This window comes from Terrabacter sp. FW104-15G4B (genome assembly GCF_058790095.1).
This window is the reverse complement of record NZ_JBYTCI010000012.1, coordinates 1-20081: the sequence shown is the minus strand read 5'-3', so window position 1 is coordinate 20081 and position 20081 is coordinate 1. Positions and strand designations below refer to the sequence as shown.

General features: G+C 70.4%; 22 protein-coding genes and 2 tRNA genes. 8 read left to right on the top strand and 16 right to left on the bottom strand.

Annotated features, from left to right (window positions below):
* The first annotated feature begins 188 nt into the window (after positions 1–188).
* Positions 189–1877 (top strand): SulP family inorganic anion transporter, encoded by a 1689-nt coding sequence (locus AC3WRT_RS11245; protein WP_492721905.1) that lies wholly within the window; start codon positions 189–191, stop codon positions 1875–1877.
* A gap of 10 nt (positions 1878–1887) precedes the next feature.
* On the opposite strand, the gene AC3WRT_RS11240 is transcribed toward AC3WRT_RS11245, so the two are convergent.
* Positions 1888–2088, bottom strand: coding sequence for a hypothetical protein (locus tag AC3WRT_RS11240; protein WP_492721903.1), 201 nt, complete (start codon positions 2086–2088; stop codon positions 1888–1890).
* A gap of 78 nt (positions 2089–2166) precedes the next feature.
* Positions 2167–3573, bottom strand: a complete 1407-nt coding sequence (locus AC3WRT_RS11235) for an MFS transporter (protein ID WP_492721902.1) — start codon at positions 3571–3573, stop codon at positions 2167–2169.
* Positions 3574–3929: 356 nt separating this feature from the next.
* On the opposite strand from AC3WRT_RS11235, the gene AC3WRT_RS11230 reads away from it, so the two are divergent.
* A complete protein-coding gene (locus AC3WRT_RS11230) occupies positions 3930–4232 on the top strand; it encodes a hypothetical protein (protein WP_492721900.1) in 303 nt (100 codons plus the stop codon).
* Between the two features lie 51 nt (positions 4233–4283).
* On the opposite strand, the gene AC3WRT_RS11225 is transcribed toward AC3WRT_RS11230, so the two are convergent.
* Positions 4284–4922: an NAD(P)-dependent oxidoreductase gene (locus AC3WRT_RS11225; RefSeq protein ID WP_492721899.1), complete on the bottom strand. Its 639-nt coding sequence runs from the start codon at positions 4920–4922 to the stop codon at positions 4284–4286.
* Between the two features lie 815 nt (positions 4923–5737).
* Between AC3WRT_RS11225 and AC3WRT_RS11220 the strand changes: the two genes are divergently transcribed.
* A complete protein-coding gene (locus AC3WRT_RS11220; RefSeq protein ID WP_492721897.1) occupies positions 5738–6220 on the top strand; it encodes a hypothetical protein in 483 nt (160 codons plus the stop codon).
* A 1067-nt stretch (positions 6221–7287) separates the two neighbouring features.
* Positions 7288–7360 (top strand) — tRNA-Lys (locus tag AC3WRT_RS11215).
* A gap of 68 nt (positions 7361–7428) precedes the next feature.
* Here AC3WRT_RS11215 and AC3WRT_RS11210 read toward each other — a convergent pair.
* From AC3WRT_RS11210 to AC3WRT_RS11195, 4 genes are all read right to left on the bottom strand, one after another.
* Positions 7429–7722 carry a GroES family chaperonin gene (locus AC3WRT_RS11210; protein ID WP_492722073.1) on the bottom strand — a complete coding sequence of 98 codons (294 nt, stop codon included), beginning with the start codon at positions 7720–7722 and terminating at the stop codon, positions 7429–7431.
* A 74-nt stretch (positions 7723–7796) separates the two neighbouring features.
* Positions 7797–8048: a DUF3618 domain-containing protein gene (locus tag AC3WRT_RS11205; protein ID WP_492721895.1), complete on the bottom strand. Its 252-nt coding sequence runs from the start codon at positions 8046–8048 to the stop codon at positions 7797–7799.
* Between the two features lie 29 nt (positions 8049–8077).
* The gene (bcp, locus tag AC3WRT_RS11200) at positions 8078–8551 is read right to left on the bottom strand and encodes a thioredoxin-dependent thiol peroxidase (RefSeq protein ID WP_492721894.1); all 474 of its coding nucleotides are present in this window, start codon (positions 8549–8551) and stop codon (positions 8078–8080) included.
* A 160-nt stretch (positions 8552–8711) separates the two neighbouring features.
* Positions 8712–8792 (bottom strand) — tRNA-Leu (locus tag AC3WRT_RS11195).
* 67 nt (positions 8793–8859) lie between these two features.
* On the opposite strand from AC3WRT_RS11195, the gene AC3WRT_RS11190 reads away from it, so the two are divergent.
* The gene (locus tag AC3WRT_RS11190; protein ID WP_492721891.1) at positions 8860–9267 is read left to right on the top strand and encodes a RidA family protein; all 408 of its coding nucleotides are present in this window, start codon (positions 8860–8862) and stop codon (positions 9265–9267) included.
* Here AC3WRT_RS11190 and AC3WRT_RS11185 read toward each other — a convergent pair.
* The 7 genes from AC3WRT_RS11185 to clpS all read right to left on the bottom strand — a co-directional run bounded on the left by AC3WRT_RS11185 (position 9254) and on the right by clpS (position 15134).
* Complete coding sequence (locus AC3WRT_RS11185; protein WP_492721889.1) at positions 9254–10840, bottom strand: molybdopterin-dependent oxidoreductase; 1587 nt, start codon at positions 10838–10840, stop codon at positions 9254–9256. The genes AC3WRT_RS11190 and AC3WRT_RS11185 overlap by 14 nt on opposite strands.
* Positions 10837–11457 carry an RdgB/HAM1 family non-canonical purine NTP pyrophosphatase gene (gene rdgB, locus AC3WRT_RS11180; protein WP_492721887.1) on the bottom strand — a complete coding sequence of 207 codons (621 nt, stop codon included), beginning with the start codon at positions 11455–11457 and terminating at the stop codon, positions 10837–10839. Before rdgB ends, AC3WRT_RS11185 begins: the two co-directional genes overlap by 4 nt.
* Entirely contained in the window at positions 11454–12206 is a 753-nt protein-coding gene (rph, locus tag AC3WRT_RS11175; RefSeq protein WP_492721885.1) for a ribonuclease PH, read from the bottom strand. The genes rdgB and rph overlap by 4 nt, the downstream gene beginning before the upstream one ends.
* A gap of 116 nt (positions 12207–12322) precedes the next feature.
* Positions 12323–13192 carry an aldo/keto reductase gene (locus tag AC3WRT_RS11170; protein ID WP_492721883.1) on the bottom strand — a complete coding sequence of 290 codons (870 nt, stop codon included), beginning with the start codon at positions 13190–13192 and terminating at the stop codon, positions 12323–12325.
* Between the two features lie 144 nt (positions 13193–13336).
* Entirely contained in the window at positions 13337–14104 is a 768-nt protein-coding gene (locus AC3WRT_RS11165) for an MBL fold metallo-hydrolase (protein WP_492721880.1), read from the bottom strand.
* A gap of 56 nt (positions 14105–14160) precedes the next feature.
* Positions 14161–14829, bottom strand: a complete 669-nt coding sequence (locus AC3WRT_RS11160; protein WP_492721879.1) for a DUF2017 domain-containing protein — start codon at positions 14827–14829, stop codon at positions 14161–14163.
* On the bottom strand, positions 14829–15134 hold the full coding sequence (clpS, locus tag AC3WRT_RS11155) for an ATP-dependent Clp protease adapter ClpS (RefSeq protein ID WP_492721877.1): 306 nt from the start codon (positions 15132–15134) through the stop codon (positions 14829–14831). Before clpS ends, AC3WRT_RS11160 begins: the two co-directional genes overlap by 1 nt.
* A 74-nt stretch (positions 15135–15208) precedes the next feature.
* Here clpS and AC3WRT_RS11150 point away from each other — a divergent pair, with 74 nt between their 5' ends.
* Positions 15209–16522 carry a nicotinate phosphoribosyltransferase gene (locus AC3WRT_RS11150; RefSeq protein WP_492721875.1) on the top strand — a complete coding sequence of 438 codons (1314 nt, stop codon included), beginning with the start codon at positions 15209–15211 and terminating at the stop codon, positions 16520–16522.
* Between the two features lie 3 nt (positions 16523–16525).
* Entirely contained in the window at positions 16526–17140 is a 615-nt protein-coding gene (locus AC3WRT_RS11145) for an isochorismatase family protein (RefSeq protein ID WP_492721873.1), read from the top strand.
* Positions 17141–17151: 11 nt separating this feature from the next.
* Here AC3WRT_RS11145 and AC3WRT_RS11140 read toward each other — a convergent pair whose 3' ends face one another.
* Together AC3WRT_RS11140 and AC3WRT_RS11135 are read right to left on the bottom strand one after the other, a co-directional pair.
* Positions 17152–17823: an IclR family transcriptional regulator domain-containing protein gene (locus AC3WRT_RS11140; protein ID WP_492721871.1), complete on the bottom strand. Its 672-nt coding sequence runs from the start codon at positions 17821–17823 to the stop codon at positions 17152–17154.
* A gap of 5 nt (positions 17824–17828) precedes the next feature.
* The gene (locus tag AC3WRT_RS11135) at positions 17829–19100 is read right to left on the bottom strand and encodes a homogentisate 1,2-dioxygenase (RefSeq protein WP_492721869.1); all 1272 of its coding nucleotides are present in this window, start codon (positions 19098–19100) and stop codon (positions 17829–17831) included.
* A gap of 81 nt (positions 19101–19181) precedes the next feature.
* Between AC3WRT_RS11135 and AC3WRT_RS11130 the strand changes: the two genes are divergently transcribed.
* Positions 19182–20042: a hypothetical protein gene (locus AC3WRT_RS11130; protein ID WP_492721867.1), complete on the top strand. Its 861-nt coding sequence runs from the start codon at positions 19182–19184 to the stop codon at positions 20040–20042.
* Positions 20043–20081: the final 39 nt, after the last annotated feature.

The window sequence follows — 20081 nt, the reverse complement described above, 5'->3', positions numbered from 1 at the left end:
CTGCGTCAACGCCCGCGGACCCTCGGTGGGCGGACAGGGGCTGTGGCCGGAATGCCCTCGTGCCAAGGCGCCTGCTGCCATCATGAACCCGTCGGCTCGCGTGCCAGGGAGTGCACCCGCCCCACGGGATCGAGCTCGCGTGGCCCCGACAGGAGGGACGACATCTCATGAAGGGTCGAGCCGCCGGGATGAGCCGGATCCCTATCCTCGGATGGCTGCGCTCGTACGACCACAGCTGGTTGCGGGGCGACCTGATCGCCGGCGTGACCGTTCTCGCGCTGGTCGTTCCCAAGAACCTCGGCTACGCCGGCATCGCGGGGATCCCCGTGCAGAACGGTTTGTATGCGGCGGCCGCAGGAGCGATCCTCTACGCCATCTTCGGCACCAGCAGACAGATATCCGTTGGCCCAAGCTCGGGACTGGCGGCCGTCGCCGCGAGCGCCGTATTGGCCGCCGGCATAGCGGACCAGAAGGCGGTCGCATCCTTCGTCGCCGGGATCACGCTTGCATCGGGACTGCTGTACCTGATCGTCGCGGTGCTGAAGATGGGCTGGATCGCGCAGTTCCTCTCACGTGCGGTCGTGACCGGCTTCCTCTTCGGGGCGGCGATCGACGTCGTCATCGGCGAGCTGCCCAAGCTCACCGGCACGAAGGTCTCGGGCAACAACCCACTGCAGGAACTGGGCCTGTGGCTGACGACCCTCGGGGACGTGCAAGGTGCCACGGTGGTGGTGGGCGGCATCTCACTCGTGGTGATCTTTTGCCTGCGCTTCGTGGCCCCGAAGGTGCCAGGTGCCTTGGTGCTGGTGGTCGGTGGCCTGCTCGCCTCCTGGCTGCTCGGCTTGGGTGATCGGGGTGTGGCACTCGTGGGAGAGGTCCCCCGCGGACTCCCGACGGTCGTCGTGCCCGACCTGGCCCTGATGTTGAACCACGCGGGCGTAGGGGTCGCCGCCGCCTTCGCACTGGTGCTGATCGGCTTCTCACAGACTGCCGGGGACGCGCGGGCATTCGCCGCCAAGCACCGCTACCAGATCGACATCGACCAGGAGTCGGTCGCTCAAGGATTCGCCAACGCCGGGTCGGGCGTCCTCCAGGGAATGCCTGTCTCGACCAGCCTCTCGGCGAGCTCGCTCAATGACCATTCAGGTGCCAGGTCCGGTTTGGCGTCGCTCACCACCGGTTTCTCGGTTCTCCTGACCCTGCTGCTCCTCGCGCCGCTCTTCTCCGCCCTACCCAAGCCTGTGCTGGCCGCGATCATCATCGAGGCAGTCGTGATGGGGATGATGAACCTCCCGGAGATGCGACGGCTCCTGCACGTCAAGCGGTTCGACTTCGCGGTTGCCGTCGCCGCGCTGCTGGGGGCACTCGTGTTCGGCGTACTGGCCGGCGTCCTCATCGGGGTGGCGCTATCGATCCTGTGGTTGGTGAAGGTCTCCACCCGGCCGTACATCGCGACCCTCGCGCGCCAACCCGGCACGGACGTCTACCGTGACCTCCTCGATCACCCTGACGGGGACCTGGTTCCGGGCGTCGCGGTGATCCGGATGGACGGCGGCCTGTTCTTCGCCACCTCGGACGCCTTGGAGGACCGGGTCCGAGAGGTCATCCATGCGGACCCTGCCGTGGCGGCGATCGTGCTCGACTGCGCGGGCATCGACTTCATCGACTCCCAAGGGTCGGCCAAGATGGCCGACGTCCTGGACCTTGCCGCCGACTCTGCGGTTGTGCTGCGGCTGGCGAGACTCAAGGCGGCCGTCCGAGGCACGCTCGAGCTCGACGGTGTGCTGAACCGCCTCGGCGCCGATCACATCCACGGCACGGTCGCCCGGGCCGTGGAGGCCGAACGCCGGAACCCGGCCAGTCGCATCGACGGCTGAGGGTCCACGGCTACTGGCCGGCGACTGGACCCGCCTGCCGCGGCTGGTGGCGCTCCCCCGTGACGTTGGCCGGGCGCCTCGTCGCGGTCGCGCCGACGGTGTGCGGCATCGCGCACATCGGTGTCGTCACCGCCTCACTCGCCTCCTGGTGCATCGAGCGGATCCGGGACGAGGAGTCCGAGACCCGCGGCGAGATGGATGAGGTGCGCACCTCGAGGTTCGCGCCGTCCGGGGGGGAGCTGACGCGACTGCGCGCGAAGCTCGCGACGCCGGTGGCCCACGGGAACGCCTACTCGGGCGAGACAGCGATGGTCTTGGGACCCATGCCCCGAGGAAGGAGCGCTGCGGCGACGAGCCCGGCAAGCCCGATGGCCCCCAAGGTGATCAACGCGGCGGCCTCGGCACTGTTCGTCAACCCGGCAACGAGGATGGTCCCGGCAATCGCGGTACCCAGTGCGGAGCCCAGATTCGAGACGCTGCGCGACAGGCCCGAGATCTCGCCCTGCTGGTCTTCGCTGAAGCTCGACTGAACGATGTTCACCGAGGGTGTCAGCATGCCACCGAGGCCGAACCCGATCAGGAACAGGCCGGGGGCGAACGCCCACGGCGTGGAGTTGCTGCCCACCATGGCGATCAGGACGCCGATCCCGGCGATAGTGATGACGAAGCCCAGCATGATCAGGGTTCGCTGCGCCCGTCGTCTCGCGAACCGCTCGGCGCCCAACGACGAGAGCAGCAGACCGACGGTGGCTGCCGTGAAGATCACGCCGGTCTGTATCGCGTCATAGCCGCGGACGGTCTGCAGGTAGGCAGCGACCACGAACGAGACTCCCAGGAGCATCAGCCACTGGACGTTCTGGGTGACCAGACCCAGGTTGGACGTGCGGTTGCGGAACAGGCTGCTCGACAGCAGCGGCTCCTCACCCGCGCGCTCCATGGCTCGCACCCTGAGGAAGAACCACGTCAGCACCAGGGCGCCGGCAACGAGCAGGGCCACCATCAGCCAGCCGTTGTTGTCCGCTGCAAGGATCCCCATGACGACGAGCACGAGGCCAACAGCTGACAGGAGCGCCCCGACGGTGTCGAAGGTCTTGGTCGGGTCTGCCGGGAGCGGATCCTCGATTCGACGGCTCAACAGGACGATCAGCCCGATGACCAGGGCTTGGAAGACGAACGCCGCACGCCAACTGATCGCGGACGTGATCAGGCCGCCGATCAAGGGACCGGCAGCCGCGCCGACTCCTCCCATCGCGCTGATGGCGCCGAACGCCCGGGCACGGGGGGCGACACCGGTGAACAGCAATGTCGTGAGGATGTACACCGGTGGAATCAACAGTGCCGTGCCCACACCCTCGAGGATCGAGTTGCCGAGGATGAGAATCCCCAGGCCCGGGGCCACAGCGCTCATGAGAGCACCGATGCCGTACACCGTGAGGCCGATGGTGAAGCACCGCTTCCGGCCATAACGCTCGGTGAGCTTGCCCCCGGGGATCATCAGCGCCGCCATCACCAACAGAAAGACGGTGATCGCGACCTGCACGCCCTGCACGGTCGTGTCGAGGTCCTTGCTGATGTCGTTGATCATCACGTTCATGTTCGAGCCGGCGAAGCTGCAGATGAACTGGGCCAGGGCAAGAGGAATCAGCACCCTTCGCAACGCGGCGGATGTCCGTCCGGAGACCTCCGTGTCGGCCACAGGCCACCGCCCTCCCATCAAGCCCGGTATCGCCGCCCACATCGGACGCTGAGGCAAGGATGCCGACGACCCGGATCGCCGGACATCACCCTCCGCGGATGAGGGGAGCCACCGGCACTGCCGCGGCAGGCACTGCCTCAGGGACGAGCTGTCCACGTGCTTCGACTCGTGCCGCGACGAGTGCGATCGTGCCGATGACAGGGCGATGTTGCTGACCACCGCGAATGCGGGCCTCGTCGCCGCTATGGGGCTCCTCTGCACCCTGGAAGCGACGATTCCACGTCCCTTGACAAACGTCCGGCCGCTGCTCTCCCATCGAAGGATCGAGATGGAGGTTGGCAATGTACGGATACACGGTGCACCTCGCTGCGCCGATCGAGGCATACCGGGCCATGCACAAGGCGGTTCTGGAGGTACTCGCCGAGGAAGGTGGCGGCGACGGGATGCTCCTTCACGTTGCCTATCCCACCGACCGGGGCTTTGACCTGACAGAGGTCTGGGAGTCCAAAGAGCATTTGGACACCTTCAACCGTGACGTGATGCCCAAGGCCATGTCACGAGCCGGTCTGCCCGCCGACGGACCGCAGCCACCATTGGACGAGTTCACCCCGGCCGCCGTCATGACGCCTCGCGCCTTCAACTCCGATGCGGTGAGGTGACCGCCGAGCGCCGATCTCATGGGTTCTAGCCGGGTGCCTTGCTGACCTTGCTCAGTAGGCGACGCCGATGTGCGCGCGATGATGGGCCGGGCGATCGATCTCGTCGACGATCGCCGAGGCGAAGTCCGCGCCGGAGATGTTCGAGCCACCCTTGGCGTCGAACAGCGCGACGTCGTCGCCGATCCGGAAGCTGCCGGTCCGCTCGCCGGCCGCCCACGCGCCGTACACGCCCGCGGGGCTGACGAAGACCCAGTCCAAGCCCTCGGGGGCCTCTTCGGCGAGCAGCACGCGGGTCGCCTCGCCCTCCAGAGCCTCATCCCGGAACTGCTCGGGGATGTCCCCCTCGACGAAGCGTGGCGCCCCCGGCGCCGGGCGCAGGGAGCTGAACCCGCCGACCTGGACGTACCGTGCGCCCGCCTCGGCCGCCTGCTGCGCCAGGCCCCGGTAGACCTCCACGAGCCGTCCGGACATGTCTCCGCGCGGCGACAGCGCTGCCACGACCGCGTCGGCCCCGGGGACCACCCGCCCCGCGACCTGCTCGGCGGCGCCGGTCTCGTACCGAACGCCCTCCACGGGGTCCTTCGGCTCGGACCGGCTCACCGACACCACCTGGTGACCGCGCGAGGCCGCCTCGCGGACGACGTTGCCGCCGGTGTAGCCGGTGCCTCCGAAGACGACGATCGTGGCCATCAGCTGCTCCTTGCGCTGGGGAGGTTGGTTGAGTCTTCAACCTACATGGCTAGCAACCGAGTGACCAGGTGATGCCGAGCCAGTCTCCGGGGCTGCGACAGGCGGGCGAACCGTCGTCTGCGGCACGGGTCCCAGCGGCACGGTGCGGGTCATGAGCCCGGACGCGGACGAACGGTTGAGAGCTGCCGCGACGACCTCGACGGCCGTCGGCGGCGGTTGGGGACGAGCACGGAACAGCCAACGGCGGCAACGTCCGCGAAACGGACCACGGGCCGTAGCCCGGCCATCCAGGTGCCGACGAGCCCGACCGAGGGCGCGTCGGTGGCGTCTGTCTTGCGGCCCTGCCCGGTCGCGAACACGCGGGACCGGGCGCTTGTGCGGGTCCATGCCGATCACGACCGGACCTTCATCGCGCACTACCTTTCACGTCGAACCAACCTGTTGTTCGAGCGCGGAGGGCACCGCTACTTCCGGCAGCGCAATCCGTTCCTCAGCTTGTCCGGCCCTGCGTGCCCGAGCCGGCGCATGCCATCGAGAGTCACGACCCGAAGGAAGGACAGCCGCTGATGTGAGCGACCAGCCCGGGCAGCTCGACCGAGCCTGCGCAGGCTCCGGTCCTGCCGTCAATGGAACGAGTAGCTACTGAGGAGAGACCCTCGACCCGCTAGGAGTCCGAGGACCGCTCAACTGCGGTTGTCGGCAGGTGGTGCCGGCGCGAGAACCCGAGACCGCACCCAGCGACGTCCTCACAAGGCAGGATCAGGGGTGGGTGACCTCCGTCCCCACCGACGCAACCGCACCAGCAGGAGCCGACGATGACCGACAACCCCTCCGCGCAGCCCACCGAGCCCGAGGCGACCTCAACGCCCAACACCGGCACCCCGGCGGCCGAGAGGGCAGATTCCGCGGGGTTCACCGATGCCGAACATGGCGTCCTACGCTCGGCCGCGATGCTGGCCGGTGCATGGGTGTCACGCGCGGAGAAGGGCATGTTCGACAGCATCAAGGAGTCGTTCGCCGCCTCCAAGGCCATCGCCGGCTCACCCCCCGAGATCGCCGCCCTCGTCGGCAAGGGCGGGTTCCCGGAGCTGCCGAAGGGCACCCCGGCAGAGGTGGAGGCCCGCACGGTGGCATTGCTCGGAGAGGCCATGTCGCTGTTGCGGGCCAAGGCTCCGCAACTGGTGGAGGGCTACCGCGCCATGGTGCTGCAGAGCTGTCGTGACGCGGCCGCGGCAGCCGACGACACCTCGACGAACGAGGCTGCGGTCATCGCGAAGGTCGAAGCCGCGCTGGCGTGACCACCTGGCCGTCATGAGCAGCCGCCGTTGTGAGGGCTAGGACCACGAGGTCGTGTTGAGCACGCAGGTTGGTCCGAGTCAGTGGTGCGCGGAGATGCGTCACGCTCGGGTGACGCACCACCGCACCGGTCACTACGGGTGACGTGCGTGACGCAGTCAGGACGCGTGCCACCACGTCAGGCCGGAAGAGCATGGCCGGCGGGTCCTCCGGCTGCAGCACCAGGTTGAACACCAGCGCCACGGGTACGGGCACGTGCTCGGCGCGGATGACGCGCGTGGTGTGGCCGTTGTGTTGGCTCGTGCGCAGCGACTTGGGACCTACGGTCTGCGGGTGCCGAAGTCGCCACCGACCGCGATGAGCCACCGCTCGTCGATGATGCGGGCGGCCTCACGGTGGAAGCGCCGTGGCAGCTTGGGTGAGTCGAGTCCCGTCGGCCTACCAGGCGTCCGCGAGCCGCTGCCTGCAGGGCAGCCGAGGTCATCCGACGGCGCCCCTGACGGGGACCGACACGAGAAGCGCTGAAATGGGCTGACCCCAACCGCGATAGGCGCGCGGCCTACGCTCGAAAGGTCCACAGACACGTCTCTCCGAGCATGGTGAGCGACACCTTCACGTCACGTCACTCGCCCCATGGTTCCTGCTCACGCAGGACACTGTGTAGGAGGCCGTGGACGCACCACCGATCAGCTCGGGCAGGCGCCAGTGCCCCAGCCCCGCAAGGAGCTGAGCCACAGTCGTCGCGGGCGACTCTGCCGGGTCGATGCCACAATGGGGCCATGCTCATGGGCAACAAGAAGATGCAGCGGATCACGGTCGGCGTCATCATCGGCGTCATCGTGGTCAGTCTCGCGCTCTCGCTCATCTCGACGGCGAGCGCGATCCTCTAGCCCTCGGACCGTCCGCGCACGGCGCTGCGCCGGCCGCCGTCCGGCGGCGCTCGAGCCCGCGAATTCCCCCGCGCCTGCAGGCCGCCGGGCCTGCCGGAGTCGCGCGAGACCCCAGCCCCGCCCGCCACTGCAGCCGATTTTGTCCGTACGCACGGCGGCTGCTAACGTTTCACCTCGTTGCGCCGCTAGCTCAATTGGCAGAGCAAGTGACTCTTAATCACTGGGTTCGGGGTTCGAGTCCCTGGCGGCGCACTCGCAAGACCCTCGTTCCGGAGCGATCCGGGACGAGGGTCTTTCTCATTGCCGGAACGGCACTGCCGTCAGAGGTAGAGGCCGGTCTGGCCGCCCTCGACGCGGCGGGCAGCGACGGCGTGGATGTCGCGCTCACGCAGCAGGATGTAGTCCTTGCCGTGCAGCTCCACCTCGCCCCGCTCCTCGGGGTCGAAGAGCACGCGGTCGCCCAGCTCGACCTGGCGTACGTTGGCGCCCACGGCCATGACCTGCGCCCACGCGAGGCGTTTGCCCACGGATGCGGTGGCCGGGATGAGGATGCCGCCGCCTGACCGCCGCTCCCCCTCGTTCTCGAGGGAGACGAGAACGCGGTCGTGCAGCATCCGGACAGGTAGCCCTGGCGCCGGCCCGGAGCCATCCTTCGTGTCCACGGCGTGCTGGGTCGGTGCCCGGAGGCTCAGCGCCGACGACGCAGCAGGCCGATGGCGACCACGACGACGACCGCCGCAGCGACGACCGCACCGATGCGCTCGATCCGGAGCTCACCGTCCTCGGTGTGCGTCGCTGCGTCCAGGCGTAGCCGCAGGCCCTGCATCTGGCGTTGCGCGATGACCTGGGGCTGGGCCCGGTAGGCCAGCTCGTTGACGGTGCCCTCGAGCCGCGTACGGGCGGCCTGGATGTCCTGCTCGATCCGTGCGGTGTCGCTCATCTGGCTTCCTTTCGGGGAACGGTGCAGCTTCAGGCGGCCAGGCCGAGGTCGCGACGCAGCTTCGCGACGTGGCCGGTTGCCTTGACGTTGTAGAAGGCGTGGCTGACGACGCCCTCCTCGTCGACGACGAAGGTCGAGCGGATGACGCCCTCGACGGTCTTGCCGTAGAGCGTCTTCTCACCCCAGGCGCCGTATGCCGTGTGCACCGAGAGGTCCGCGTCGCTCAACAGCGGGATGGTGAGGTGGTCGCGCTCGCGGAACTTGGCCAGTTTCTCCGGCTTGTCCTTCGAGATGCCGACGACCTCGTAGCCGTCCTTCTTCAAGGAGTCGAGGGACTCGCTGAAGTCGCAGGCCTGCTTCGTGCAGCCGGGGGTCATGGCGGCCGGGTAGAAGTAGACGATGACCTTGCGGCCCGTGAAGTCGGAGAGGCTCACGGTCTCGCCGGCGTCGTCGGTCAGCCTGAAGGCCGGGGCCGACTGGCCGGGCTCGAGTCTGGACGTCACGGGTGCGCTCCTTGGTGGTCGGCGGGGCGGTCCGGCGGGGCCGCTGGCCCTCACACTCTCGGTCCTCGCCTCTGGACGATGGCCTTCGGGCATCGTATCGGTACGACTCGTACCCACCTGGAACGCCGGGCGGGCACCGGTGGTCGATCGCTCTCTCGGGTGCGGACGGCGGGACTCGAACCCGCACACCTAGGGCACAGGAACCTAAATCCTGCGTGTCTACCAGTTCCACCACGTCCGCTCGCGGGGTGCGCGGCCCCACTGTAGCCGTCACTCTCGCGGCACCTGGCGGGGACTGGCCTTGCGCCATGAGACGCACCGTCGGCACCGGCAGTGCCTGGGAGGGGCTCGTGGGCTACTCGCGCGCGGTGCGCGTCGGCGACACCGTCCCTGTGGCCGGCACGACGGCGATCCGCGAGGGACGCGTCGTGGGGGCTGGCGACCCCTCCACGCAGGCGCGCGTCGCCCTGGAGATCATCGTCGAGGCGCTTGCCGCATGCCACGCTTCCGCCGCGGATGTCGTTCGCACGCGTATGTACGTCACGGACATCCGCGAATGGGAGGCCGTCGGACGGGCGCACGGCGCGGTCTTCGAAGGTGTGCGACCCGCCTCCACGATGGTCCAGGTGACCGCCTTGATCGACCCCGACCTGGTCGTCGAGATCGAGGCCGAGACCGTCGTCGGCTCGGCGACGCCTGGCGTCACTCCACCCTGACGTTGACCACGTGGATCCCGGTGGCACCGTCGGGCGCCGGCGGCGCCTCGAGCGGTGACTGCACCTGCCCCTTCGCGTCGTAGGCGCGCACCCGGACGTCATGGCTGCCCGGGGTTGCGTCCCACTCGTAGACCCACTGGCGCCAGGTGTCGATGCTGGCGTCTGTGGCGAGCCGGGCCGGCGCCCAGGGCTGCTGGTCGACCTGGACCTCGACCTTCGAGATGCCGGTGTGCTGCGCCCACGCGACCCCGGCGACGGCCACCGTGCCCGCCCTGACGGTGGCACCCGCCTTGGGGACGTCGATGCGCGAAGCGGTCTTGATGGGGCCCATCGCCGACCATCCCCGCGGCGTCCAGTAGGCCACGTCGGCGGCATACGTCGTCACCTTGAGCTCGGTCACCCACTTCGTCGCCGACACGTACCCGTAGAGCCCCGGGACGACCACCCGGACGGGGAACCCGTGCTCGAAGGGCAGCGGCTCGCCGTTCATCCGGATCGCGAGCAGGGCGTTGCGGTCGTCGGTCAGGGCACCCAGCGGTGTCGAGGCGGTGAAGCCGTCGACGCTGGTCTGGAGCACCATGTCGGCTCCCGCCTTCGGGCCGGCCAGCTTCAGCAGCTCGCGCACCGGCCACCCGGTCCACACGGCGTTGCCGACGAGGTCGCCGCCCACCTCGTTGGAGACGCACGTCAGCGTGACCAGCGCCTCCTGCATCTGCTTGCCCTGCAAGGTGTTCCAGTCGATCTCGACCTCACGGTCGACCATGCCGGTGACCTTCAGCTTCCAGTCGTCGGCGGCGACGCGAGGGACGACGATCGCGGTGTCGATGCGGTAGAAGTCGGCGTTGGCCACGATGTACGGCGACAGCCCGGCAACCTTCAGGTCGGCGCCCGCGGGAATGGCGAGCTTGGTGCCCTTCAGCGGGACGCTCCGCAATGCGTCCCGTGACACCGCGGCGGCCGCCGAGTCGCCTCCCAGGTAGCTGCCGGCGTATGCCGCGAGGGCGCCTACCGCTCCCCCGAGCAGCCACCGCCGGGCGGGGTCCGCCGCACCTGCCGTAGCCGCGCCGGCGCCGGCGGTGGCGGTGGCGCGCGATGTTGCGGTGCGGCTGAGGAACCAGAGCCCCGCCGCGGTGCCGAGGATCGTGGGAAGGACGTCGAGCGGTCCGGCTCCCGGTCGGCTCAGCACCGCGGCCGCCCCGACCATGCCGACGACGGCGAAGACGACCAGGCCGGCGACGAGCCGACGGCTGGCGAGCACGCCGATGGCGGCGCACGCGAGCGCGAGCACCATGACCGTGCCGACCACCAGGGCCCGCTTGTCGTTGGTGCCGAACGTGGCGATGGCGAAGTCCTTGAGCCACGGCGGCGTCCGGTCGATGAAGGCACCACCGACCGCAGCGATCGGCGCAGGCTGGCCCGACGACTGCCCCACAGCCGTCAGCAGCGACGCTGCGAGCGTGGCCAGTCCGACCGTGAGCAGCCCGGCCACCACCCCGTCGAGAGCTCCCCACCACAGCGGACGGGCCGGCGGCGGAGCGGTCTCGGGACGGGTGGCCGGGCTGGTCGTGGTCATGGCCTCAGGTGCTCCTTCAGGTGCGGCACGAGTGCGCGGAAGGCGAGCGCGCGGTGGGAGATGCGGTTCTTCTCCTCGGCGCCGTACTCCGCCAGTGTGCGTTCGTTGCCGCCCGGCTGGTCGGATGGGACGAAGATCGGGTCGTAACCGAAACCATTGGTGCCGCGCGGCTCGCGGGCGACCGTGCCGGGGAAGCGGCCCAGCTCCGCCGCGGAGCGCCCGTCGGGCAGCACGAGCGCGGCCGCGCAGACGAAGGCGGCCGCACGGTGCTCGTCGCGCACGTCGCCGAGCTGCGCGAGGAGCAGCTCGAGGTTGGCGCGGTCGCCGTGGCCGCCCGACCACCGTGCGCTGAAGATGCCCGGAGCGCCGCCGAGCACGTCCACGGCGAGACCGGAGTCGTCGGCCAGGGCGGGCAGCCCCGTCGCGTGCGCGGCGGACGCGGCCTTGAGGACGGCGTTCTGCTCGAAAGTCACGCCGTCCTCGACGACGTCGGGAGCCTCGGGGAAGCCGTCGAGCCCGACGATCTCGAGGCCCAGGTCGGCGCTGACGTCGGCGAGGATCTCCCGCAGCTCCTCGACCTTGTGCGGATTGCGGGTGGCGAGCACGACCTTCGTCACGCGGGCACGCCGCCGTCGAGGGCCGCGGCGAGCGCGGTCTGCTGGCGCTGCGTGAGGTCCGCACACCCCTTGGTGGCAAGGTCGAGGAGCTGCCCGAGCAGGTCCCGGTCGAAGGGCTCACCCTCCGCGGTGCCCTGGACCTCGATGAAGCGGCCGTCGCCGGTCATGACGACGTTCATGTCGGTCTCGGCGGTCGAGTCCTCCGGGTAGTCGAGGTCGAGCACCGCCTGCCCGGCGACGATGCCCACGGAGATCGCGGCCACCGAACCCGTGAGCGGCTGCGCCTTCTTGCCGATGAGCCCCTTGGCGCGGGCGTCCTCGATGGCGTCCGCGAGGGCGACGAAGGCCCCGGTGATCGCGGCGGTGCGCGTGCCGCCGTCGGCCTGGAGCACGTCGCAGTCCAGCACGATGGTGTTCTCGCCGAGGGCCTTGGTGTCGATGACGGCCCGAAGGCTGCGGCCGATCAGGCGGCTGATCTCGTGGGTGCGCCCGCCGATGCGGCCCTTGACGCTCTCGCGGTCGGAGCGGGTGTTCGTGGCGCGCGGCAGCATCGCGTACTCGGCGGTGACCCAGCCGGTGCCCTTGCCCTTGAGCCAGCGGGGCACGCCTTCGGTGAAGGACGCCGCGCACAGCACGCGCGTGCGCCCGAACTCGACGAGGACGCTTCCCTCGGCGTGGTCTAGCCAGTTGCGGGTGATCCGCACCTCGCGGGTCTCGTCGGGGGCACGGCCGTCATGTCGGTCAGTCATGGGCACGAGGCTAGCCATGACTCCACGCCGGGCCCCAACCGGCGGGTGCGGGGACGGGCCCGCGAGGTTCGCTCGAGAACCGCGCGGACCCGTCCCGCCAAGACGCGCTCAGCTCGTCAGTCGAGGGTCTCCGCTGAAAGCCGCTCGACGTCCTCCGCCGACAGCTCGAGGTCCGCGGCCTGCACCGAGTCCTCGATGCTCTGCGGGCGCGAGGCGCCCGGAATGGGGACCACGACGGAGGCGAGCGTGAGCTCCCACGCCAGCGCCACCCGCTGCGGGCTCACGTCGTGGGCCTTGGCCACCTCCGCGAACGCGTCATGCCGGCTGCCGAGGTCGCCCGCCCTGCTGATCCCGCCCAGCGGGCTCCACGGCAAGAAGGCGATGCCCAGCTCGGCGCAGAGGTCGAGCTCCGGCTGGCTGCTGCGGAACGCCGGTGAGAACTGGTTCTGCACCGAGACGAGCCGGCCACCGAGAACCTCCTGCGCCTCGCGGATCTGGTCGGGGTCGGCGTTGGAGATGCCGGCCATCTCGATGACGCCCTCCTCGAGCAGGTCGGCGAGCGCTCCGACCGACTCTGCGTACGGCACGTCGGGGTCGGGCCGGTGGAACTGGTAGAGCCCGATCGCGTCGCCACCGAGGCGCTTGAGGGAGGCCTTCGCCGCCTCCTTGAGGTAGTCGGGTCGCCCGTTCAGGGTCCACGAGCCGTCGCCGGGGCGAAGGTGCCCGCCCTTGGTGGCAACGAGAACCTCGTCGCTGCTGCCGGACCACGAGGACAGCGCCTTGGCGATCAGGCTCTCGTTGTGGCCGACCTCGTCGGCGTCCCGGTGGTAGGCGTCGGCCGTGTCGATGAGGGTGACTCCCGCGTCGAGGGCGGCGTGGACGGTCCGGATTGAACGGTCCTCGTCGGGTCGACCCTCGATCGACATCGGCATGCCCCCGAGCCCGATCGCGCTGACCTTCCTCGATCCGATGGTTCGCTGCTGCAACGGTGCCTCCTTGGTTGGTCGTGGCGAGTCTGCGGTGGTGCTCTCGTCAGCGGGACACCATCCGCACTGCACCCCCATACCCGGGCCTGCACCACCGCCGTCCCGGCGCCCGCGGCGTGGGCGCAGTAGGTGACGTGGAGCACCTCAGAGCGTGTAGGTTGCGCCCGGCTCGGCGAGCTCGACCTCTCCCGGCCAGATCTCGGCCGCCTGCTTGCGGCAGATCTCGGGGTCGTTCCACGCGGGGATGTGCGTGAGCATGAGGCGGCGGACGCCACCGGCCCGGACCGCGGCCTCCGCGGCACGCCGGCCGGACAGGTGGATGTCCGGCACGGTGTCGCGCCCGTCGACGAACGCGGAGTCGGCGAGCACGAGGTCGGCGCCGGCCATCAGCTCGTCGAGCTCGTCGCACGTGTCGGTGTCGCCGGTGTAGGCGAGCACGCGCCCGTCGGCCTCGACGCGGAAGCCGTAGGCCTCAACGGGGTGGTTGACCCTGAGCGGCGTGATCGTGAAGGGGCCGATGGTCACCGGGTCACGGTGACGCAGGTCGTGGAAGTCGAAGACGCCGAGGACGTCCTCGGACTCTCCGCCGCCGTAGGCGCGGGCCAGGTGGACGCCGGTACCGGGCGGGCCCCACACGGGCAGCTGCGACCGGCCCGGGCCTCCGGGGACGTAGCGCATCATCACGTAGAGGCCGCACATGTCGATGCAGTGGTCGACGTGGAGGTGGCTCAACAGGACTGCGTCGACGGCATACGGCTGGATGTGGCGCTGCAGGGAGCCGAGGGCGCCGTTGCCCAGGTCGAGCACGAGGCTCCACGACCGCCCCTCGTGCTCGGCGCGCACCAGGTACGACGAGGCCGGCGAGCACGGGCCCGCGAAGGATCCGGAGCACCCGACGATCGTGACGTCCACGGCACGAGCCTAGGTGCCCGCACCGACGCCGGTCCGGCGACGGTCAGTCGGCTGCGTCACACCGTGTCCTCGTCGCCACCGGTCGCGCCGTCGTCGAGGGGGGTGCCCATGACGGCGTGCGTCAGCGTCTCCTGCAGCCAGGTGAGGAAGTCGTACCACGCCATCGCGTAGCCGAGCGGGTCGTCGTCGTCGATGTCCTCCATCGCGTCGTGCAGCGCCTCCGCGTCCTCCTCCGTCCGCATCCCCATCCGCTCGCCGAGGAGCAGGCGCACGTCGGTCAGTGCCATCAGGAAGGCGGGCGCCTGGGTGTCGTCGAGCTCGACGCGGTCTCCGGAGGCGGCCGAGATCCGGCTCAGCGCGATGTCGAGGTTGCTGCTCTTGCGCTGGCGCAGTCCCTCCTCGGTGAGACGACGGAACTCGGCGGCGACCTGGTCGTCACCACGGTGGGCGGTGGGAAGCAGCCGGTCGAGTGCAGGGTCCCGCTCGGCGAGCGTGCCCGAGCCGGCTCCGGCCTCCGGCGCTCTCGACTCGTTCGACTCTTGGTCGATCCTTTTGAGCGACAGGCCCATCGAGGCGACGAGGTCGTCGAAGGTGTCGCCGGTCGGCTCGATCTCCGGGGACAGCAGGACGCGCGTCTGCTCCATGAGCCCGTGCAGCACCGTGCGCTCCGTGGCGTCGAGGTGCGCGACGTAGCGGCCCCGTCGGCGCAAGAAGGCGCGCGCCATCAGTCGTCCTTCTCGAAGGTGGCCCAGAGCCCGTAGCCCTGCAGGGCCTCGGCGTCGCGCTCCATCGACTCGCGGGGGCCGTTGGAGACCACGGCCCGGCCCTTGACGTGCACATCCATCATCAGCTTCTCCGCCTTGCTCCTGGGGTAGCCGAAGTAGGTCTCGAAGACCCACGTCACGTACGTCATGAGGTTGACGGGGTCGTTCCACACGATCGTCACCCACGGCAGGTCGGGCGAGACGGCCTCCGCGGCGGAGGTCACCTCCTGCTCGACAGGAGCCAGGGAGAGGGTGGCTGCGGTCACAGAGCCAACCCTAGGTGCACCGGGGAGGCCGCAGCGGCCCGTCCCCTGCGCGTCGCTCCGCCTAGGGTGGGTCCGTGAGCCCGACGAGCCCCCGCGCTGCGAGCACGGCGCTGCTGACCGACCACTACGAGCTGACGATGCTCCAGGCCGCCCTCGCCTCTGGCGAGGCGCACCGTCGATGCGTCTTCGAGGCCTTCGCCCGGCGCCTGCCCGACGGCCGGCGCTACGGCGTCATCGCGGGCACCGGTCGGGTGCTCGAGGCCCTGGAGCACTTCCGCTTCGGCGACGACGAGCTGCGTTTCCTCGCCGACCAGAAGGTGGTCGACCGTGCCACCGTCGACTGGCTCGAGAGCTACCGCTTCTCCGGTGACATCAGCGGCTACGCCGAGGGCGAGTGCTACTTCCCACAGTCACCGGTGCTCGTCGTCGAGTCGACCTTCGCCGAGGGCGTCATCCTCGAGACCCTGGTGCTCTCGATCCTCAACCACGACACGGCGATCGCCTCCGCCGCCTCGCGCATGACGACGGCCGCCGTCGGCAGGCCGTGCATCGAGATGGGCTCACGACGCACGCACGAGGAGGCGGCCGTCGCGGCGGCTCGGGCGGCGTTCGTCGCCGGCTTCGAGGCGACGAGCAACCTCGAGGCCGGGCGACGCTACGGCGTGCCGACGACCGGCACGGCCGCGCACGCCTTCACCCTCCTCTACGACTCCGAGAAGGAGGCGTTCACCGCCCAGGTGGACTCGCTCGGCAAGGGGACGACCCTGCTCGTCGACACCTACGACGTCACGACGGCCGTGGACTTGGCGATGGAGATCGCCGGACCGGAGCTGGGCGCGGTCCGGCTCGACTCGGGCGACCTGCTGATCCAGGCCACCGAGGTGCGCGCCCAGCTCGACGCGGCCGGCAACACGGACACGCGGATCATCGTCACGTCCGACCTCGACGAGTACGCCATCGCCGGACTCGCCGCCGGCCCGGTCAGCGGCTACGGCGTCGGCACGGCCCTGGTCACCGGCTCCGGGGCGCCCACCGCGTCGATGGTCTACAAGCTCGTCCAGCGTGAGGACGCGTCGGGCCGGATGCAGGGCGTCGCAAAGAAGAGCAAGGACAAGATGTCGGTCGGCGGACGCAAGTGGGCCATGCGCCGGCTCAGCGACTCCGGCGTCGCCCAGGCCGAGGTCATCGGGATCGGTGAGCACCCGCGAGACGACGGCAACGACCGGCCACTGATGATCGACCTCGTCCGAGCCGGTGAGGTCGTCGACCACCAGGACGTGCACGAGGCACGCGCGCGCCACGAGGCGTCTCGAGCCGAGCTGCCGCGCGCGGCCGGGCAGCTCTCTCGCGGCGAGCCCGTGATCCCCACCATCTACGAGGAGGGCTGACCCATGGTCGAATCCGCGCACCGCGACGGCACCCGTGCCCTCGTGATCGTCGACGTGCAGAACGACTTCTGCGAAGGCGGATCGCTCGCGGTCGCCGGAGGAGCCGAGGTGGCCCGTCAGGTGAGCGACCACGTGAGCCGGCACGCCGCCGACTACGACCATGTCGTCGCCACCGCAGACTGGCACATCGACCCGGGGCCCCATTTCTCGCAGACGCCCGACTACGTCGAGTCGTGGCCCGTCCACTGCGTCGCCGGCACTGACGGCGCACAGTTCCACCCACGGCTGGCGGGTGCCCTCGGACATGTCGAAGCCGTCTTCCGAAAGGGTGAGCACGCCGCTGCCTACAGCGGTTTCGAGGGCCGGTCCGACGACGGCCGAGGCACTCCCCTGGCTGCCTGGCTCGAGGAGCGCGGCGTCTCACGCGTCGACGTCGTCGGCATCGCGACCGACCACTGCGTCCGGGCCACCGCTGCGGACGCCCGGCGCGCGGGATTCGACACGACCGTGCTGCTCGACCTGACGGCGGGCGTCGCCCGTGCGACGACGGACGCAGCGCTCGCCCAGCTCGACGAGGAGGGCGTCCGCCTGCTCGGCACACCGACGGTCGGTGGCTGACGGCATACGCCTCAGCGCAGCACCGACCGCAGGGCCCGGGCCGCACGCTCGAGGTGGGGACCGACCGTGCGGGCCTCGAGGGACTCGAGCGAAACCACGCCGACCGAGGCCTCCACGCCTCCGGGGGCGGGCTGGCCGCGGGCCCAGAGCGACACCGCGAGGCCGTGCGCCCCGGCCTGCAGCTCGCCGTCGGTGCCCACGACACCGCCCTCCCCCGCGCGACCGGCGAGGATCGCCCGACCGGCGGCGCCCTGGTCGAGCGCGTGTCGCGCGCCCGAGCGGTAGGCGACGTGGACGTCCGTCCACGACGGCTCGACGACGACGAGCGCGAGAGCCTCGTCACCCTCGGCGATCGTCAGGTGGGCGGTGGCGCCCACGGCATCGGCCAGCTGGCGCAGCACCGGCCGCGCCTCGCCCCGCACGACCGGAGTCACCGCGGAGGCGAGGCGGCTGATGCCGAGCGCCAGCCGCACCCTGCCGTCGGCGGCCCGCGAGACGAGGTGGTGGTCCTCGAGCGTCGTCACGAGGCGGTAGACCACCGGTCGTCCGACAGCCAGGCCGGTCGCGAGCTCGGTGACCGTCAGCCCCGCCTCGCCACCGCCCGCGAGCAGCTCGAGGACTCGGATGCCGCGGTGCAGGGTCTGGGAGGACTCGCCACGGGAGGCAGGCTCAGCTGCCCTCACTCCCGTCAGCCTTCCGAGTGGACGCCGCCGGGGCCGCCGAGGCGACTCCCCCTCGACCACGACATGGCATAGAGCCCGTCGTCGACAGCCAGGCCTCCCTCGCCGAGCTCGAGCGGGCGGAAGGTGTCGACCATGACGGCCAGCTCGTCGAAGCGCTCGGCACCGATCGAGCCCTCGGTCGCGCCCGGCTGCGGCCCGTGGGCGTGGCCGCCGGGGTGGACGGAGACCGACCCCTTGCCGATGCCGGAGCCCTTGCGGGCCTCGTAGTCGCCGTCGACGTAGAACATGATCTCGTCGCTGTCGACGTTGGAGTGGTAGTACGGCACCGGGATGGCGAGCGGGTGGTAGTCGACCTTGCGAGGCACGAAGTTGCAGATGACGAAGTTCCAGCCCTCGAAGACCTGGTGCACGGGCGGCGGCTGGTGGATCCGGCCGGTGATCGGCTCGAAGTCGCGCACGTTGAACACGTACGGGTAGAGGCAGCCGTCCCAGCCGACGACGTCGAGCGGGTGGAAGGGCAGGGTGTGGATGGTCCCGACGACGCCGCCGGGACCGTTGCCGCGGTGCTTGATGTAGACCTCGGTCTCCTCCCCGGGGCTCGCTCCGACGTCCTCGGCCAGCAGCGGGCCGTCGGGCTGGCGCAGGTCACGCTCGCAGTAGGGCGCGTGCTCGAGGAGCTGGCCGTACTTGCTGAGGTAGCGCTTCGGGGGGGCGATGTGGCTGTTGGCCTCGATGCAGTAGGCGCGGAGAGGCTCGTCGCCGTCGGCGACCGGCAGCCAGCGGTGCGTCGTGGCGCGCGGGATGATGACGTAGTCACCCTCCCCCACCTCGAAGGCGCCGAAGACGGTCTCGACCCGGGCCCGACCGCGCTCGACGTAGACGCACTCGTCACCGATCGAGTTGCGGTACCACGGGCTCGGGGCGCCGGCCACGGCATACGAGATGCGCACGTCGCCGTTGCCGAGGACGAGGCGTCGTCCGGTGACGACGTCGGTGCCGGGGACCGCCTCGGCGGCGAAGAGGTCGTGCAGCTTGAGGTGGCGCGGCGTCAGCGGGTGGTTGGGCGTGCTGGACTGGTCGGGCAGCTCCCACACGGCGGCGCCGGTCGTCGTCGAGGGGATGTTGCGGTGGTAGAGCAGGGAGCTGTCCGAGCTGAAGCCCTCCTCGCCCATGAGCTCCTCGTAGTAGAGCTCGCCCGGAGCCTGGCCGCTTCCAGGGCGACGGTGCTGGGTGTGCCGCTTGGGCGGAATGCTTCCGACGGCCTGGTAGTGCGCCATGGGCGAGGGCCTCTCTGCCGAGGCGTCCGATAAACGGACGCCGACGTATCGCTATTGCAACAGTGGAGTACGCTCCCGGTCATGTCAAGGACGCCGTTCGCGCCGCTCTTCGACCGCCTCGTCGACGACGCCGCGGTCTTCCCTCCCGGCCTCGCCCCTCTCGACGTGGCCGTCACCGAGCACCTCGACCGACGAGGGGGACCGTATGCCGCCCACCTCGGCCCGCTGCTCGTGCCCGCCGCATCGGCGGGCGAGCTGGCGACCCTCGCCGCAACCGACCCGCGCACGGGGCCGAACCCCCTCGAGGTCGCGCTGGTGGTGCGCCCCCGAACCCCGACAGAGGCGCTCGTCACGGCCTTGGAGTCGCTCCGGGACGACGGCCGTGTCGCCGTAGCCGCCGCTGAGCTCGGCTGGTCGCCGGAGTGGCGCCGGGTGCTCGCCGCCGGGGTGCCCGTGGTCGTGGAGGTCGGCCTCGGCGCGGACCAGGAACGCGGGCTCGACGACATCGCGGCCGCCGTCGACGCCGAGCACGACGTGACGGCGAAGTTCCGCACCGGGGCGACGCCGGAGTGGGCATGGCCGGACGAGGAGACGCTCGGCGGATTCCTCGATGCGGTCGTGCTCCGCGGCCTCGCCTTCAAGCTCACCGGAGGGCTCCACCACGTGGTCCGCGGCTCCTACGACGGGGAGCCGATGCACGGACTGCTCAACGTGCTTCTCGCCACCCACGAGGCGCTCCACGGTGCGGAGGCCCACGAGCTGGCCGGGATGCTCGCCCGCCGCGACACGGAGGTGCTCGCCACCGCGCTCTCGAGCCTGCACGGCGACGCCGCCGTACGCGTTCGCAAGAGCTTCACGGCCTTCGGCTGCTGCGGCGTGCTCGACCCCCTGACCGAGCTCGAGGCGCTCGGCCTGATCACCGCCAAGGAGTCCCAGCCGTGACGAGCACGACCCGACCCGGCACCCCCGACAGCCCCCGAC

Excerpts from the sequence above, each read along its gene's own strand:
- AC3WRT_RS11245 (WP_492721905.1), top strand. The coding sequence starts at position 189 with ATGAGCCGGATCCCTATCCTCGGATGGCTGCGCTCGTACGACCACAGC.
- AC3WRT_RS11225 (WP_492721899.1), bottom strand. The coding sequence starts at position 4,922 with ATGGCCACGATCGTCGTCTTCGGAGGCACCGGCTACACCGGCGGCAAC.
- AC3WRT_RS11220 (WP_492721897.1), top strand. The coding sequence starts at position 5,738 with ATGACCGACAACCCCTCCGCGCAGCCCACCGAGCCCGAGGCGACCTCA.
- AC3WRT_RS11210 (WP_492722073.1), bottom strand. The coding sequence starts at position 7,722 with ATGCTGCACGACCGCGTTCTCGTCTCCCTCGAGAACGAGGGGGAGCGG.
- AC3WRT_RS11205 (WP_492721895.1), bottom strand. The coding sequence starts at position 8,048 with ATGAGCGACACCGCACGGATCGAGCAGGACATCCAGGCCGCCCGTACG.
- AC3WRT_RS11190 (WP_492721891.1), top strand. The coding sequence starts at position 8,860 with ATGAGACGCACCGTCGGCACCGGCAGTGCCTGGGAGGGGCTCGTGGGC.
- AC3WRT_RS11185 (WP_492721889.1), bottom strand. The coding sequence starts at position 10,840 with ATGACCACGACCAGCCCGGCCACCCGTCCCGAGACCGCTCCGCCGCCG.
- rph (WP_492721885.1), bottom strand. The coding sequence starts at position 12,206 with ATGACTGACCGACATGACGGCCGTGCCCCCGACGAGACCCGCGAGGTG.
- AC3WRT_RS11160 (WP_492721879.1), bottom strand. The coding sequence starts at position 14,829 with ATGGCGCGCGCCTTCTTGCGCCGACGGGGCCGCTACGTCGCGCACCTC.
- AC3WRT_RS11145 (WP_492721873.1), top strand. The coding sequence starts at position 16,526 with ATGGTCGAATCCGCGCACCGCGACGGCACCCGTGCCCTCGTGATCGTC.
- AC3WRT_RS11135 (WP_492721869.1), bottom strand. The coding sequence starts at position 19,100 with ATGGCGCACTACCAGGCCGTCGGAAGCATTCCGCCCAAGCGGCACACC.
- AC3WRT_RS11130 (WP_492721867.1), top strand. The coding sequence starts at position 19,182 with ATGTCAAGGACGCCGTTCGCGCCGCTCTTCGACCGCCTCGTCGACGAC.